The organism is Pseudogulbenkiania sp. FW507-F1 (genome assembly GCF_058781125.1).
In genome coordinates, this window is sequence record NZ_JBYSWM010000029.1 from 13,867 (window position 1) to 30,188 (window position 16,322).

The 16,322-nt window shown below is 69.7% G+C and carries 10 protein-coding genes; 5 read left to right on the forward strand and 5 right to left on the reverse strand.

Annotated elements, in window-relative coordinates; all coding sequences use genetic code 11:
- Positions 1 to 193 precede the first annotated feature (193 nt).
- Positions 194 to 1,531, reverse strand: coding sequence for a glutamine synthetase family protein (locus AC3WG5_RS15965; protein ID WP_008954558.1), 1,338 nt, complete (start codon positions 1,529 to 1,531; stop codon positions 194 to 196).
- A 184-nt stretch (positions 1,532 to 1,715) separates the two neighbouring features.
- Between AC3WG5_RS15965 and AC3WG5_RS15970 the strand changes: the two genes are divergently transcribed.
- The 4 genes from AC3WG5_RS15970 (at position 1,716) to AC3WG5_RS15985 (ending at position 7,691) form a co-directional block, all read left to right on the forward strand.
- On the forward strand, positions 1,716 to 2,381 hold the full coding sequence (locus AC3WG5_RS15970; protein ID WP_492569531.1) for a GntR family transcriptional regulator: 666 nt from the start codon (positions 1,716 to 1,718) through the stop codon (positions 2,379 to 2,381).
- Between the two features lie 272 nt (positions 2,382 to 2,653).
- A complete protein-coding gene (locus AC3WG5_RS15975; protein ID WP_492569532.1) occupies positions 2,654 to 3,814 on the forward strand; it encodes an HlyD family secretion protein in 1,161 nt (386 codons plus the stop codon).
- On the forward strand, positions 3,811 to 6,552 hold the full coding sequence (gene rbbA / locus AC3WG5_RS15980) for a ribosome-associated ATPase/putative transporter RbbA (RefSeq protein ID WP_492569534.1): 2,742 nt from the start codon (positions 3,811 to 3,813) through the stop codon (positions 6,550 to 6,552). Before AC3WG5_RS15975 ends, rbbA begins: the two co-directional genes overlap by 4 nt.
- Before the next feature lie 8 nt (positions 6,553 to 6,560).
- Positions 6,561 to 7,691 (forward strand): ABC transporter permease, encoded by a 1,131-nt coding sequence (locus tag AC3WG5_RS15985; RefSeq protein ID WP_492569535.1) that lies wholly within the window; start codon positions 6,561 to 6,563, stop codon positions 7,689 to 7,691.
- Between the two features lie 18 nt (positions 7,692 to 7,709).
- Here AC3WG5_RS15985 and AC3WG5_RS15990 read toward each other — a convergent pair whose 3' ends face one another.
- From AC3WG5_RS15990 to AC3WG5_RS16000, 3 genes are read right to left on the reverse strand one after another with little or no spacing between them, the layout of a single operon-like run.
- Entirely contained in the window at positions 7,710 to 10,046 is a 2,337-nt protein-coding gene (locus AC3WG5_RS15990; RefSeq protein ID WP_492569537.1) for an exo-beta-N-acetylmuramidase NamZ domain-containing protein, read from the reverse strand.
- On the reverse strand, positions 10,043 to 11,335 hold the full coding sequence (locus tag AC3WG5_RS15995; protein ID WP_492569539.1) for a putative glycoside hydrolase: 1,293 nt from the start codon (positions 11,333 to 11,335) through the stop codon (positions 10,043 to 10,045). Before AC3WG5_RS15995 ends, AC3WG5_RS15990 begins: the two co-directional genes overlap by 4 nt.
- The gene (locus AC3WG5_RS16000; RefSeq protein WP_492569541.1) at positions 11,332 to 12,147 is read right to left on the reverse strand and encodes a polysaccharide deacetylase family protein; all 816 of its coding nucleotides are present in this window, start codon (positions 12,145 to 12,147) and stop codon (positions 11,332 to 11,334) included. The genes AC3WG5_RS15995 and AC3WG5_RS16000 overlap by 4 nt, the downstream gene beginning before the upstream one ends.
- Before the next feature lie 311 nt (positions 12,148 to 12,458).
- Here AC3WG5_RS16000 and AC3WG5_RS16005 point away from each other — a divergent pair, with 311 nt between their 5' ends.
- Positions 12,459 to 13,997 (forward strand): CYTH and CHAD domain-containing protein, encoded by a 1,539-nt coding sequence (locus AC3WG5_RS16005; protein ID WP_492569542.1) that lies wholly within the window; start codon positions 12,459 to 12,461, stop codon positions 13,995 to 13,997.
- 39 nt (positions 13,998 to 14,036) lie between these two features.
- Here the strand turns inward: AC3WG5_RS16005 and AC3WG5_RS16010 are convergent, their stop codons facing one another.
- Positions 14,037 to 16,232, reverse strand: a complete 2,196-nt coding sequence (locus tag AC3WG5_RS16010; RefSeq protein WP_492569543.1) for an FUSC family protein — start codon at positions 16,230 to 16,232, stop codon at positions 14,037 to 14,039.
- Positions 16,233 to 16,322: the final 90 nt, after the last annotated feature.

The following is a 16,322-nucleotide window of genomic DNA, read 5'->3' on the forward strand; positions in this document are numbered from 1 at the left end:
GAGCGGGTTGCGGCGAACCGTGGCCGCAACCCGAAAATTCATTCGGCGAGGCGGGAGAACCTGTTGACGATCTGGCGAGCGAGAGCGCGCCAAGGCGAAAACCGAGGGGCGCGGAGTTGACATGGAGTCAATGCGCCTCCCTGAATCGAACTCACGCCGTAGCGCCGAAGCGCAGCAAACCGTCAGCAGGTTCTTACACGTGCAGCTGCAGGTGCTCGCGCTCCCAGGCGGTGATGGCGCGGTTGAAGGTTTCGAATTCCTTTTCCTTCACCGCGCAGAACGCCTGCACGAATTCCTCGCCCAGGATCTCGGCCAGCTCCGGGCAGTCCTGCATCCGTTCCACCGCGTCTTCCAGGCTGCGCGGCAGCTCGTAGTCCATGTCGTAGGCGCTGTCGCTCATCGGCGCCGACGGTTCCAGCCGGTGCACCATGCCGAGGTAGCCGCAGGCCAGCGTCGCCGCCATCGCCAGGTAGGGGTTGACGTCCACCCCCGGCAGGCGGTTTTCCAGGCGGCGCGCGGCCGGGCCGGACGGCGGAATGCGGATGCCGCAGGTGCGGTTGTCGTAGCCCCAGCGCACGTTGATCGGCGCCGCGGTGTGGCGGCTCAGGCGGCGGTAGCTGTTGACGTAGGGGGCGAACATCGGCATCGCCTGCGGCAGGTAGTGCTGCATGCCGCCGATGTGCTGGAAGAACAGCGCGCTGGCGCTGCCGTCCGGGTTGGAGAAGAGGTTGTCGCCGCTGTCGCGGTCCACGATGCTCTGGTGGATGTGCATGGCGCTGCCCGGCTCGCCCTCCATCGGCTTGGCCATGAAGGTGGCGAAGATGTTGTGGCGGTAGGCGGTTTCGCGCACCGCGCGCTTGAACAGGAACACCTGGTCGGCCAGTTCCAGAGCGTCGCCGTGGCTGAAGTTGATCTCCATCTGGCAGGCGCCCACTTCGTGGATCAGCGTCTCGACGTTGAGCCTGGCCGCCTGGCAGAACGACGACAGCTCCTGGAAGAACGGGTCGAAATCGTTGACCGCGTCGATGGAGAACGACTGGCGCCCCACCTCGGAGCGGCCGGCGCGCCCCGGCGGCGGCCGCAGCGGCTCGTGCGGGTTGGTGTTCTGGCGGATCAGGTAGAACTCCATCTCCGGTGCCACCACCGGGCGCCAGCCGCGGTTCTCGTACAGCTGCAGCACGCGGCGCAGCACCGCGCGCGGCGAGATGCCCACCGGGCGGCCGTCGAAATCCTCGCAGTCGTGGATCACCACCGCCACCGGCTCGATCGCCCACGGCACCAGGCGGATGGTGGACGGGTCCGGGCGGCACACCATGTCCGGATCGTTGGCGCCGGCAAAGCGCTCGAACTCGGCGAATTCGCCGTTCACGGTGATGGTCAGTACCGCCTTCGACATCTTCATGCTGTCCTCGGCCAGAAACAGGGCCTTGGGCACGATCTTGCCGCGCGCCACGCCGGTCATGTCCGGGATCACGCACTCCACCTCGTGGATGGTGTGCTCGCGGATGAAGCTGGCCAGTGTTTCGTTCATGGTCGTTCTCCTCTGGTACGCGTCCTTTGGTTCCCGTCCTTGCAAACAGAAAACCCCGGCAGAATGCCGTTGGTGCCGCCATCGTAGATTTGATCAAATATCAAAGTCAACATTTGATCAAATTTCCGGTCTCCGTGCCGCACGCTCTGGTATGCTGGCGCGACACAGACCGCCAGCCGCCGACATGAAGACCCGCAACGCCTCCACCCTGCAAGACGAAACCTACGACACGCTGCGCCATTGGCTGATGCTGGGGCGCTGGCTGCCGGGCGAGCGGCTGAAGATCGCGCCGCTGGCCGACGAACTGGGGGTCAGCCCGATGCCGGTGCGCGCCGCGCTGCAGCGCCTGGCGGCGGAAAAGGCGCTGCAGAACGTCCCCAACTGCGGGGTCATGGTGCCGCGGCTGACGGTGACGCAATTCGACGACATCCTGCACAACCGCATCCTGCTGGAAGGCGAGGCGGCGTGGCTGGGGGCGCAAAGGTTGGCCGAAGAACCGCGCCGGGAGCTGGTGGCGCTGTGCCGGGCCATGGACGCGGCGATCGCCGCCGCCGACGTCAAGGCCTATCTCGACGCCAACGAGCGCTTCCATCGGCTGCTCTACGGCGCCGCTGGCTCGCCGCTGCTGCTGTCGCTGATCGAGACGGTATGGCTTTACGTCGGCCCGATCTCCAACCAGCTGCACCAGGACCTGGCGGTGTGGAAGACCATGAACGATGCCCACCACGCCCTGGTCGCGGCGCTGCTGGCGGGCGATGCCGAGGGCGTGCGCGCGGCCATCGCGGAGGATCTGCGCAGCGCCGGCCGCTACCTGCGCCAGCTGTGCGCGGCGGATTCGCCCGCCGGCTGACGCCCGCCGGCGCCGCCGGTTTGGCCCGCGCCCTCCCCCGGCGGCAACTCGAACCGGCGCGACCGCCCTGTCCGCCCCACGTTGCGCTCACCTATACCTACACCATCACGGTGCAATCTGTTTTCGCCCGGCATTGCGCTGCATCAACCCCATGCCGGCCGCGTAGCGCCACAATGAAAAACACCGCCAAGCACATCATCGCGGCCGCCGCCAAGACGCGGCGACCTCCCCTGGCGGCAACCGGATAACAGGTCCAACAGGAGTGCTCACGAGTGGCAAAGTACGGCAACAGGAACCGGCTCTTCATCGCACTCGCCTTGCTGGCGGCCGCGCTCGCCGCCGGCTACGGCTGGGTGAAGCTGCACGGCAACACGCTGCCGGCCGACCTGGCCTCGGGCAACGGCCGCATCGAGGCCACCGAAGTGGACATCGCCACCAAGATTCCCGGGCACCTCACCGAAGTCATGGTCAAGGAAGGCGATCTGGTCAGCGCCAACCAGGTGCTGGCGCGCATGGACACCCAGGAACTGCAGGCCCAGCTACGCCAGGCCCAGGCGCTGGTGCAGCAGGCGCGCGAGGACGCGCGGCAGACCGAGGCGCAGGTGCTCCAGGCCGAGCAGGCCGCGCGACGGATTCAGGCCCAGGTGCGCCAGGCGCAGGAAGCGGCGCGGCGCGCGCAGGCCACCGTCAGCCAGCGCGACAGCGAGCTGGCGTTGTCGCGCCAGACCCTGGCGCGCTCGGTCGAACTGGCCGCCAAAGGCTTCGTCTCCAGCCAGAAACTCGACCAGGACCGCGCCACGCTGCAGAGCGCCGAAGCCGCGCTGCAATCGGCCCGCGCCGGCGCCACCGAAGCCGAGGCCGCCATCGCCGCCACCCAGGCCCAGCAAACCGAGGCCGAGGCCGGCATCGCCGCGGCGCGGGCTCGTGTGACCTCCGCGCAGCAAGCGGTGGCCGTCGCCCAGGCGCGGGTCGAACAGATGCAAGTCAACCTCGACGAGAACACCCTGCGCACCCCCATCGCCGGGCGCGTGCTCTACCGCCTGGTGGAGCCGGGCGCGGTGCTGGCGGCGGGCGGCAAGGTGCTCACCGTGCTCGACCTGACCGACGTCTACATGACCATCTTCCTACCCACCGAACAGGCCGGCCGCGTCACCGTGGGCAGCGACGCCCGCATCGTGCTGGACGCCGCGCCGCAGTACGTCATCCCCGCCAAGGTGTCGTTCGTGGCGCCGCGCTCCCAGTTCACCCCGCGCGAGGTGGAAACCCGCACCGAGCGCGAGAAGCTGATGTTCCGCGTCAAGGTGCGCATCGCCCCGGCCTTGCTGCAGCGCTTCCTGGAGCGGGTCAAGACCGGCCTGCCGGGCGTGGCCTACGTGCCGCTCTCGCCCGAGGCGCAGTGGCCGGAACGGCTGCAGGTCAAGCTGCCGCAATGAACACGCCGTCCAGCGTCGCCCGGGTGGCCGGGCTGACCCACCGCTACGGCAGGACGCTGGCTCTGGACGACGTCGCGCTGGCGATTCCCGAAAACTGCATGGCGGGGCTGATCGGCCCGGACGGCGTCGGCAAATCGACCCTGCTGGCGATCCTGGCCGGCGCGCGCCGCGTCCAGGGCGGCACGGTCGCGGTGCTGGACGCCACCGACATGACGCGCGCGCGCCAGCGCCGCCGGGTGCAGCCGCGCATCGCCTACATGCCGCAGGGGCTCGGCAAGAACCTCTACCCCACCCTGTCGGTGTTCGAGAACGTCGACTACTTCGGCCGCCTGTTCGGCCAGGCGCGCGCGGAACGGGAGGCGCGCATCGACGAGCTGCTGCACAGCACCGGGCTGGCCGAGTTCCGCGACCGCCCGGCGGCCAAGCTCTCCGGCGGCATGAAACAGAAGCTCGGGCTGTGCTGCGCGCTGATCCACGACCCCAGCCTGCTGATCCTGGACGAGCCGACCACCGGGGTCGATCCGCTGTCGCGGCGCCAGTTCTGGCACCTCATCGAGCACATCCGCCGCCGCCGTCCCGGCATGAGCGTGCTGATCGCCACCGCCTACATGGACGAAGCGGAACAGTTCGACTGGCTGGCGGCGATGGACGCCGGGCGGGTGCTGGGCAGCGGACGACCGGACGAGCTGAAAGCCCGGACCGGGCGCGACACGCTGGAAGAAGCCTTCATCGCGCTGCTGCCGGAGGACCGGCGCCGCGCCCACCGCAGCCTGGTCATCCCGCCGCGGCAGCCGCAGGACACCGGCTACGCCATCGAGGCGGAAGGGCTGACGCAGCGCTTCGGCGACTTCACCGCCGTCGACGACGTCAGCTTCCGCATCCGGCGCGGCGAGATTTTCGGCTTCCTCGGCTCCAACGGCTGCGGCAAGACCACCACCATGAAGATGCTGACCGGGCTGCTGCCGCCCAGCGCCGGGGAGGCGCGGCTGTTCGGCAAGCCACTGGATGCGCGCGACCTGGACACGCGCACCCAGGTCGGCTACATGTCGCAGTCGTTCTCGCTGTACAGCGAGCTCACCGTGCAGCAGAACCTGGAACTGCACGCCCGCCTGTTCCAGCTCGCCGCCAGCGCGATTGCGCCGCGCCTCGACGCCCTCTGCCAGCGCTTCGGCCTCGCCCCCTACCTCGCCGAGCGCGCCGGCGCGCTGCCCCTGGGCATCCGCCAGCGCCTGTCGCTGGCAGTGGCGGTGGTGCACGAGCCCGCGCTGCTGATCCTGGACGAGCCGACCTCCGGGGTGGACCCGGTCGCGCGCGACGAATTCTGGCAATTGCTGATCGAACTCGCGCGCGAGCGCGGCGTGACGATTTTCATCTCGACCCACTTCATGAACGAGGCCGAACGCTGCGACCGGGTCTCGCTGATGCACGCCGGCCGGGTGCTAGCGAGCGACACCCCGGCGGCCCTGTGCGCCGCCAGGGGCAGCGCCACGCTGGAAGAGGCCTTCATCGCCTACCTCGAAGAGGCCACGCGCCAGAGCGTGGAGGCCAGCCTGCCGGCGACGGCGGACGAGGCGATGCCGGCCAGCCCGCTGGCGCCCTCCCCGTCCCGTGGCGCCTTCTCGCTCCGACGCATGCTGGGCGTCGCCCTGCGCGAGACGCTGGAGCTGCGCCGCGACCCGATCCGCCTGACCTTCTCCCTGCTCGGCTCGCTGCTGCTGATGTTCGTGCTGGGCTACGGCATCTCGATGGACGTGGAGGGACTGCGTTTCGGCGTGCTGGACCAGGACCAGACGCCGGAGAGCCGCGCCTACGTGCAGAACATCGCCGGCTCGCGCTATTTCGTCGAGCGCCCCGCCGTGCTCGACGCCGCCGACCTCGAGCGGCGCATGCGCTCCGGCGAGCTGTCGCTGGCGCTCGAAATCCCCCCCGGCTTCGGCAAGGATCTGCGCAGTGGCCGCGCCCCGGAGATCGCCGCCTGGGTCGACGGCGCCATGCCCTTCCGCGGCGAAACCATCCGCGGCTACGTGGAAGGGATGCACGCGCACTACCTGCACGATCTGACACAACAGAGCAGCGGCGCCACCGTGACCTCGGCGGCCGACATCCAGGTGCGTTACCGCTACAACCAGGATTACCAGAGCCTGTACGCGATGGTGCCGGCGGTGATGCCGCTGCTGCTGGTGCTGATTCCCTCCATCCTGATGGCGCTGGGCGTGGTGCGCGAGAAGGAGCTGGGCTCCATCACCAACCTCTACGTCACGCCCTTGTCGCGCCTGGAGTTCCTGCTGGGCAAGCAGTTGCCCTACATCGCCCTGGCGATGGGCAGTTTCTTCGGACTGGTGCTGGAGGCGGTGTTCGCCTTCGACGTGCCGCTCAAGGGCAGTTTCCTCGCCTTGAGCAGCGGCGCCCTGCTGTTCGTCAGCGCCACCACCGGGCTCGGCCTGCTCACCTCGACCTTCACCCGCACCCAGATCGCCGCGCTGTTCGGCACCGCCATTCTCACCATGCTGCCGACGGTGCAGTTCTCCGGTTTCACCACCCCGGTGGGCGCGCTGGAAGGGGCCAGCTACTGGATCGGCCAGTGCTTCCCGGCCAGCTATTTCCTCACCATCAGCCGCGGCGTCTTCACCAAGTCGCTGGGTTTTGCCGAGCTGGCGAGCCAGTTCCTCGCGCTGGCGCTGTTCCCGCCGGCGCTCACCACCCTCAGCCTGCTGCTGTTGCGCAAGCAGGAGAAATAGGGTCCGCCATGTCGCTGCGCACGCTCGCCAACATCTACCGCCTGGGGGTCAAGGAACTACGCAGCCTGCTCTCGGACAAGGTGCTGCTGCTACTCATCGTCTGGTCGTTTTCGGGGGCGATCTACGAGGCCGCCACCGGGGTCTCGCAGGAGCTGCACAACGCCCCGGTGGCGGTGGTGGATGGCGACCGCTCGCCGCTGTCGCAGCGCATCGTCGACGCGCTCTATCCGCCCTATTTCAAGAAACCGGCCATAATCACCGAAGCCGAGATCGACCCCGTCATGGACCAGGGCCGCTATTCCTTCGTACTGGTCATTCCACCCGATTTCCAGCGCGACCTGAACGCCGGCCGCCACCCGGAGCTGCAGCTCAACGTCGACGCCACCATCGTCAGCCAGGCCTTCATCGGCTCCAGCTACATCACCAACATCGCCGCCGGCGAGATCGCGGCGTACCTGACGCCCAACCGGCAGAGCGCGCCCGCCATCCGCCTCACCACGCGCGCGCGCTTCAACCCCAACCTCACCGGGGTCTGGTTCGGCGGCGTGATGGAAGCGATCAACAACGTCACCATGCTCACCATCATCCTGGTCGGCGCCGCCTTCCTGCGCGAGCGCGAGCACGGCACGCTCGAGCATCTGCTGGTGATGCCGCTGACGCCGTTCGAGATCATGGCGGCCAAGGTCTGGGCCAACGGGCTGGCGGTGCTGATCGGCGTCACCTTCGCGCTGACGGTGGTGGTGCAACAGGTGCTGCGGGTGCCCATCGCCGGGTCGGTGCCGCTGTTCCTGGCCGGCGCCGCGCTGTACCTGTTCTCGGCGGCCTCGATCGGCATCTTCCTCGGCACGCTGGCGCGCTCGATGCCGCAGCTGGGCCTGCTCATCATCCTCACCATCATCCCGCTGCAACTGCTCTCGGGCGGCGCCACCCCGCGCGAGAGCATGCCGTTGCCGGTGCAGGACATCATGCTGGGCGCGCCGACCACCTACTTCGTCAAGCTGGCCCAGGCCATCCTGTACCGGGGAGCCGGGCTGGACGTGGTGTGGCCGGACCTGCTCGCCATCGCCGCGATCGGCCTGGTGTTTTTCGTCGGTGCGCTGTCCCGCTTTCGCCGGGCCGTCACCCAGACGCAGCGCTGACGGCGCCGTTGTGCCGCGTCACGGCGCCGCCCCGTCGTACAGCAGATAGCGCTCGCGCAACTCGCGGAAACGCTGCAGCGCGGGCTGCCAGTCGGCCTCGATGCGGCGCGGGTCCTCGCCCCGTTGCAGCGCCGCCAGCACCTGGCGCGAACCGACCATGCCCAGCGTCTGGGCGAGTTCGAAGCGTTGCGGGTAGCGCCGCTGCAGCGCGCCGATCAGCTCGATCCCCAGCAGCGGCGCGCGCAGCGCCTGGCGGTCGGTGACGATGAGGCGCACGCCCTGGCAGCGCTCGCCGCGGTAGAGGCTGTCGTCCGGGACGAATTCGGCCGGCTCGAAACGCACCCCGGGGATGGCGCGGGCGTTCAGTTCTTCGGCCAACCCCGCGCCGTCGATCCACGGTGCGCCCAGCCATTCGAAGGGCCGCTCGGTGCCGCGCCCGACGCTGACGTTGGCCCCCTCCAGCAGCGCCACGCCGGGGTAGAGCCGCACCTGGCCCAGCGTGCGCAGGTTGGGCGACGGCGGCAACCACGACAGCCGGGTCTCCTCGAAGCGCATGATGCGGCGGTAGCCCTGCATGGCGATCACCGTGAGCTCGGTGCCCAGCCGTTTCTCGGCGTTGAACAGACGCGCCAGCTCGCCCAGGGTCATGCCATGCTGGATCGGCAGCGGCAAATAGCCGGTGAACGAGGTCAGGTCGTCGTCGAGCAGCGGGCCGTCGACCTGTTCGGCCCCCAGCGGGTTGGGCCGGTCCAGCACGAATACGCGCAGGCCCTGCGCCGCGGCCGCCTCCATGGCGTAGCCCAGGGTGCTGGCGAAGGTGTAGAAGCGCACCCCGGCATCCTGGATGTCGAACACCAGCGCGTCGAGCCCCGCCAGCATGGCGGGCGTCGGGCGCCGCGTCGCACCGTACAGGCTGTACACGGGCAGGCCGGAGAACGGCTCGGTCTGCGACGCGACCTGCCCTTCCTGGTCGCCGTAAACGCCGTGCTCCGGGCTGAAGACCGCCGCCAGCGTCACCCCCGGCGCCCAGCGTAGGCGGTCGAGGGTGCGCCAGCCCCGTCCGTCCACCCCGCTCAGGTTGGTGATCAGGCCGACACGCAGGCCCGCCAGCGGCGCGAACGCCTGCGCTTCGAGCACGTCGATGCCGGTTTCCACCCTGGGGCGCTCGTCGGCCGGAAGGAGCGGCGGCGGCAGCGTGGCGGCAACGGCCAGCACCGGGTCGGCGGCAATGGCGGCGGGCGGCCTGGGCGGCTCCAGGCTGGCCAGCAGCGCCAGCAGCTGGTGCCGCAGCGGCTGGGCGTCGCCGCTGCCCTCCTGATAAACCCGGTTGCTCAGAACGATCAGGAAGCGTTGCGTGACACGGTCGATCCACAGGCCGGTGCCGGTGAAGCCGGTGTGGCCGATCATGCCGACCGGGGCCAGGGCGTCGCGGTTGGCCACCAGCGGCGCCTCCAGCGCCCAGCCGATGCCGCGCCAGTGCGGCGCCTCGGTGGGCGACTGCGGCTGGAACAGCAGCGCCACGCTCTGCGGCCGCAGGATGCGCTGCCAGCCCAAGCGGCCGTCGTTGAGCAGCGCGCGGGCGAAGCGTGCCAGGTCGTCGGCGCTGGAGAACAGGCCGGCGTGCCCGGACACCCCGCCCATGTGCTGCGCCGCCGGATCGTGCACCCGTCCGCGCGCAAGGTTGGCCGAAGCCGGCCGGGTCGGGGCAATGCGCGGCCAGCGCTCCGCCGGCGGCAGAAACCCGGTGTCGCGCATGCCGAGCGGCTGGAAGATATGGCGCTGGCAGTAGACATCCAGCGGCTGGCCGCTGACGCGTTCCACCAGCACGCCCAGCACCTCGAAATTGATGTCGCTGTAGAGCACCTTGCTCCCCGGTTCGGCCACCCGCCGGGTCGCCACGATACGGCGCAGCATCTCCTCCCGGTCCACCCCCTGGCCGCTCAGGTTTAGTCCCACCGGCAGGCCCGAGGTGTGCGCCAGCAACTGCCGCAGCGTGATGGTGTCCTTGCCATGCGAGGCGAACGCCGGCCAGTAGCGGGCGGCCGGGGCATCCAGCGCCAGCCAGTGCCGCTCCACCAGCTGCAGCACCGCGGTGGTGGTGGCGACGGCCTTGGTCAGCGAGGCCAGGTCGAAAATGCTGTCTTCCGTCATGCGCTCGCCTGCCGGCCCGCGCGAGCCGAAGGCCTGGCGGTAGCGCACGCCGCCGGCATCGCCCACCACGACCACCGCCCCCGGCATGCGCCCGGCCAGAATCTGGGCACGCACCGCCGCCTCCAGCGGCGCCCACGACGGCGGCGTCGCCGCGAGCACGGGGGCCAGCCACAGCGCCAGCAGGCACGACAGCCACCACCTCATGGCCGTCCTCCTGGCGCGGGCACCGCTACCGCAGGGGGCGCTGCGGCGCGCAGCTTCAAGCCGGCCTCGCTGTACTGGTTGCGCGGATTCCACAGCATCCAGCCCCCGCTGCCCACCGCCTCGGCGGCGTCGATCTGGGCGCGGATCTCCCTGGCCCCGAAGGGGCGCCGGTCGAAGGCGTAGTCGCGGAAAGACTGCAGCCAGGGACGCAAGCGCACGCCCGGCAAGGCGGTGCGCGCCATCGCCCGGCGCAGCGAGCGCTCGACGATCTCGCCGGGGCTGGCCACCGGGTTGCGGTAGCCGGGGATGCCCCAGGTAAAACCGGACGGGTACAGCATCGGGGAGAGGTAGTCGACCACCGCCCCCAGGCGCTCGATCTGCTGGCCGATGAAGGTATCGTTTTCGTTCCAGCACACGTAGCCGAATACATCGGCCGCCACGAACACGTTGTAGGGCGCCAGGCGCTGGCGCGCCGCCGTCAGGAACCCCTGGATCGCGCCGATCCGGTTGTCGCGGGTGTTGGGACGGGAAAACACCAGCCCGGCCGTATCGGGAAACCGCAGGTAATCGAACTGGATTTCATCGAAGCCGAGGCGGGCCGCGGCCTCGGCGATGTCGAGGTTGTAGCGCCACGCCTCCTGCGAGAACAGGTCGCTCCAGGCCATCCCCTCCCGGTCGTGCCACACGCCGCCCGCCGCATCGTGCACCGCCAGCGCGGGATGCGCCGAGGCGAACGGCTGGTCCTTGAACACCACGATGCGGGCGATCAGGTACACGCCGCGCTGCTGCAGCTGGCGCACCAGCGCCGCCATGTCTCGCACCGGAACCACCTTCTGCGGCCCCAGCCCGGCGCGCTCGGGTATCGGGCTCGGGAACGCGATCTGGCCGCGGTCGCCCTTGACGTCGATAACCAGCGCGTTGAGCTCGGTGCGCTCGATCAGCCGCAGCGCTGCGCCGCGCAGCTTGGTGCTGCCAACGCCGTAAAACGACAGGTAGAGCGCCTTGGGGCGAAAGGGTTGCAGGGCGACTGTCAACGTCGCCGTCCCGGGCGCCACGGCGAGCTGGCGGCGGCGATACCCGGCGGCGCGCAGCGACAGCGAGGCCGCCGGCAGCGCCAGCCGGAAGCGCCCGGCGCCATCGCTCGTCACCACGCCTTGCGCCGTGGTCACGCTCGCCCCCGCCAGCGGCGCCTGGGTGACGGCATCGACCACCACCCCCGCCAGGCCAAGTGCCGGCTCAGCGCCCAGGCAGAGCACGAGCCCCAGCAGCCGGAGCAGGCGCGGCATCATGGCTTTCCCGCGGCGGGAGCCGCTGACGGCGCGGGCTGGCTGTTCTTTTTCAACAGCGCCGCGAAGGTTTTGGCGTCGTAGGCATCCACCATCAGCAGACGAGGCAGCGCCCACAGGGAGTCCCGCCACGTCACCGGCCGCGCCTCGAGCGAGAACGCCGCTAGGTAGCCGGCGGTTCGCGCCTCCTGCATCAACTCGGCGTCGTAGAGGCCGAACGGCCACGCCAGCAGGTCCACCTTGTGCCCCAGCTGCTTTTCTATCACCTGCCTGGGTCGCAGCAGTTGCTGCCGCACCAGTTGCCGATACGCCTCTGGGCTCAGGCGCCGCCGCTCCTGCAGGAAATTCGGATGCCAATAGCTGTGGGACTGGACATCGAACCCGCCGCTTTGCTGCATGCGGCGCAAGTCGTCCCAGGTCAGCGCGTAGCGGGCGTTGGAAATGGCGCTCGGATAGATGAACAGCGTCACCGGCACCCGGTAGCGCTGCACCAGCGGATACATCACCTGATACACCGAGCGATGGCCGTCATCGGCGGTAATCACCACTGCCTTGGCCGGCAAGCCGGCGCGGCGCCCGTAGAGGTAGTCCAGCAGATCATGCAGTGGAATCACCGAGTAGCCCTGGCTGCGCAGCACACGCAGATGGTCCTCGAAGGTGGAGCTGCGCACGGTCATGCTGTCGGTCACGGTGGCGGCGAAACGGTGGTAGACCAGAATCGGCACACGCCATTCCGCCTGGCTCGCCATGGCCGGGCCGGCCAGTGCGGCGAGCACACCGTACCGCCAGACAAGGCGCCGTAGTCGCTGAGTCATGAAAAACCATCCGCATTGTTGGCTCGTCTCGGCGTGCGACAGGCCGACCTGCCGGGTGACGAGCCCGCCGCACAAGCCGACAACCCGCCATGCCCCTGCCCCCTCGGCCGGGACGGCATTTCAGCTATAACGCTTCGCTGCGCAGAAGTACAGCCATGCCCACGCCGCCCCGCACCGGCGGCGGCCACCCCAGCCTATATCAACAGCGCGGGTTTGCGGGTGATCATCTCCCCAGTTCCCCTGCAATGACGTGGCCGTCTCGCCTAAGATTCAGAATGCCCCCGCCCCGATTCACGAGAAAGCCGTTGCCGATGGCGCTAGAAACCGAACTCAAGCTTCGGCTCCCCCCCAACCGGAATGCCGCGTTCCGGCGCTGGATGGCGCAACATGCCGCCGATGCCGCCCCGGTCACCGAGCAGTTGCTCAGCATCTACTACGACACCCCCAGCCTGGCGCTGGCAGAGCGAGATATCGGGCTGCGGCTGCGCCGTGCCGGCGACCGCTGGCTGCAGACGGTGAAGCTGGGCGAACAAGCGGGCGGCGGCCTGCACCGGCGCCAGGAACTGGAAACGGAGGTCAGCGGGGAAGCCCTCGAGCCGGAGCGGATTGCCGAGCGCACGATCCGGCAGCTGTTGACCCGGGAGGACGTCGCCGGCGCGCTCGCGCCGCTGTTCCGAACCGACATCAAGCGCACCCGCTGGATGCTGCGCGACGCCGGGGGCAACATTCTGGAAGTGTGCTTGGACCAGGGCACGATCCGGGGCCAGGCGCGGAGCATGAAACTCAACGAGGTCGAGATCGAGCTGAAACAGGGCCACGTCCAGGCCGTGTTCGATCTGGCGCTGCAGATGGCCGGCACCCTGCCCTTGATCCCCGATCCGCAAAGCAAGGCCGAGCGCGGCTATGCCTTGTGCCGCAACGCCGCGTTGCCGGCCGCGTCGAAGGCGCGGCTGCCGCCCGTGCGGGGCAAACAGACGCCGCATCGCGCCCTCAAGATGATCGTGCAGGAAACCCTGCGCCACCTACAGGCCAACGTGCCAGGCCTGCTCGATCACGACGACATGGAATGCGTCCATCAAGCGCGCGTGGCGTTGCGCCGGCTGCGTTCGGCCCGGAAGGCCTTCGCCCCGCTCACCACCGGCGACGAATGGCAGGGCATCATGACGGACGTGCAGTGGCTGGCCACCCTGTTGGGCCGGGTGCGGGACCTGGACGTGTTCCTGGGCGAGACGCTGCCTGGCATCGAAGCCGCCCTGGCGCCGGATACCGATTTCGCCCCCCTCAAAGCCGCCCTGCAAGGCCAACGCGAACGGTGCCGCCGCGAGGCGCATGCCGCCGTGATCTCGCCCCGCCACGGCCGCTTGCGGCTGCGCCTCCTGGCCTGGCTGAATCAGCCGGCGCCGCGCCCCAAGGGCAAGACGCTGCCACTGCGCGACTTCGCCCGCCGCGCCTTGCAGCAACGCTGGCGGCCGTTTGCCCGCCTCGCCCGCGACTGGGCCGCGCTGAGCCAGGAACAGCGCCACGAGCTGCGCAAGCGCGCCAAGAAACTGCGTTACAGCGCCGAGTTTTTCTCCCCGCTCTACCCACCCAAGCGCGTGGCGCGCTACCTGGAGCGGCTGCAGGCCCTGCAGCAAATCCTCGGCGACATGAACGACAGCGTGGCGGCGCAGGCCCTGCTGGCGCAGACCCTGGCCAAGGATGCCGCACTTCAACATGCCGGCGGACTGGTGGCAGGCTGGCTCGCCCACGGCGCTCACCACGCCGAACAGCGGCTGCCCGGCGTGCTGAAACGGCTGCAAAACACCCCGGTCTTCTGGCGCCGCCCCGACGCCGCCAAGCGGCGGCGCTGACACGGTCCTGCCCCAGCGGACGGCCGCTGCCGACAGGCGCTACGCGGGAGGCTGGCGCAGCGCGTGGCGGGCGTCGTCGCGCAATTGCAGCGAGATACCCACGGCCAGGTCCAGCCGGCGCAGCAGCCACAGGCTGAGGTCATGCACAAACGGATCGGGCAAGGCCGCCGGCTCCGGAAGCAGCGCCTCCGGGATGGTGCTCATGGCCTGGCTGCCCGCCAGGGCATCGCCGATGCTGGCGGCCGCTTGCTGCAAGGCCGGGCGGACCTGCTCCAGGTTGAGGCGCTCGCGCCGCATCAGCAACATGCTCTTGACGGCGGTGAGCTGGGCCAGCAACTGGTAGCTGTGCGCCAGCAAGCGGCCCAGCGGCTCCAGTGCCGGGCGCACCGCGCGCGGTTCGGCGAGCGAGCGCTGGGTGGCCTGAACCAGGGCGGAGAGGCTGTCGTAGGCCTCGCGCCGGGCCAGCCGCCATTCCAGTTCCGGCTCGTTGTCCACCGACTGCAATTGCCCCAGCCCCAGCGCCACGCGGGCGTGGCGCGCCTGGGCCGCCATGGTGCGCGCCACCAGCTTGGGAATCTGGGTACGCTCCCACGAGGGCAGCACGTAGCTGAACGACCAGGCGATGGCGACCCCCAGCAGCGTATCGGCAATGCGCTCGACCACGGCAAACGCCGGGCTGCTACCGGCATTGAGCAGGTGCGCCTGCACCAGGCCCAGCACGGTGGCGGCCACGGCGGTGATGAGATAGCGCTTGATGGCGAAGGCGTGCGCCACCGCCTGCGCCAGCGTCACGACCACCAGCAGCAGCAACGGCGGCGCATGCGTCGCCAGCAAGGCCCCGGCCAGCAGGCACCCGAGCAGGGTTCCCGCCACGCGGCTGTCACGCCGCTCCAGGGTCTGGGCGAAGCTGCCGCGCAGCACCACCACGATGGTGAGCAAAATCCAGTAGTCGTGCGTCCCCCACGGCAGTGCCAGCGACAGCGCGTAGGCGCTGCCGATGGCGAGCGCGGCGCGGATGGCGTGGCGCAGCGGCGGCGCATCCCAGCGCCACAAGGCGGTGAACGGCCGCCACGACCAGGCGGTCGGGCTCACGAACATCCGCCAGGCGGCCCGCACCACGTCGAGGTCGGGCTCGGCCTCGCCGCGCGCCAGCGCGATCAGGCGCAGGGTTTCGTCGTTCATATTGCCGATACGGTTGGCCAGCCCGCGTGCCAGCACCGCCGGCAACGGCGTGGCAACGGCGCCCGGCAACGCCGCCTCCTCCTCCGCCCAATACAGGGCCGCCAGCCGCGGGCGATGGCTGGCAAACAACGCCGGCTGGCGCCGGTAGAGCATGGCATCGGCCAGCGCGTCGATTTCGTCGGCCAGGGCGTTGAGCACCTCGCGCAGCTCGTCCAGCACCAGGGCGTGGCCGGGATGCGTCTTCAGCGTATCGAGATCGAGCTCGCAGGCGAGCAGGTGGTCGCGCATTTCCAGCGCCTGCATCAGCATGCCCGCCAATTGCTGCCGGCGCGCGGTGCGCGGCGATTCGAGCAGGATGTCGCGCGCCGCTTGCAGCTGGTCAGCCAGCGCCGCCTGCTCGCGCAGCAGGCGCCCGATCAGGGGCATGCGTCCGCCCTCCTCGCCACGGCCCGCCGGGGCGAACTGCTGCGCCTGGGTGCGCATCAGCGTGCCCAGCGCCAGCAAGGTTTCGGCCAACATCTGCACGCGGTAGAACGGGTTGAGCAAGGCGTGGGCAAGCGTGGCGTACACCACGTACGCCCCGGCTCCCAGGGCGAAATACAGGGTACTGCTGAGCGCCGTGGCGCTGTGGCTGTGGGCCGGCGCCGCCATCGAGAACACCATCGCGAACATGGCTGAAATCGAGATCGGCAAGCCGCGCTTGCCCCATGCCGCGGCAAGAAAGGCGATGAAGCTGGCCGGCACCAGCAACAGCCCGAGGTAAAGCGGCGAGGTATGCAGCACTTGCACGCCGAAGAACAGCGGCACGCCGATCAGCGCCGCCGGCAACAGATGGAAGAATTTCCCGCGCTTGGGACCGGCCTGGTCGGGCGGAATGCAGACGATGACGCCGACGGACGCGGCGGAGGCGGCAAACGCGCCCAGCGTCAGATGCACCACGCCCGATATCAGCAACAGGCCCAGCGCCGCCGACAAACCGTTGGCCACGTAGTAGCTGAACGCAACGCGCAGGATGGCCTGGTGGCGGCGCAAAAATGATGGAGGGATCTGCATGGTCAATGTCAATCGGCCACCCTGGCGCCGGGTACGACGGCGGAGGACATCCGTCCGGGCAGCGGCAGCGACACCCTCGTCCGGGTTGTT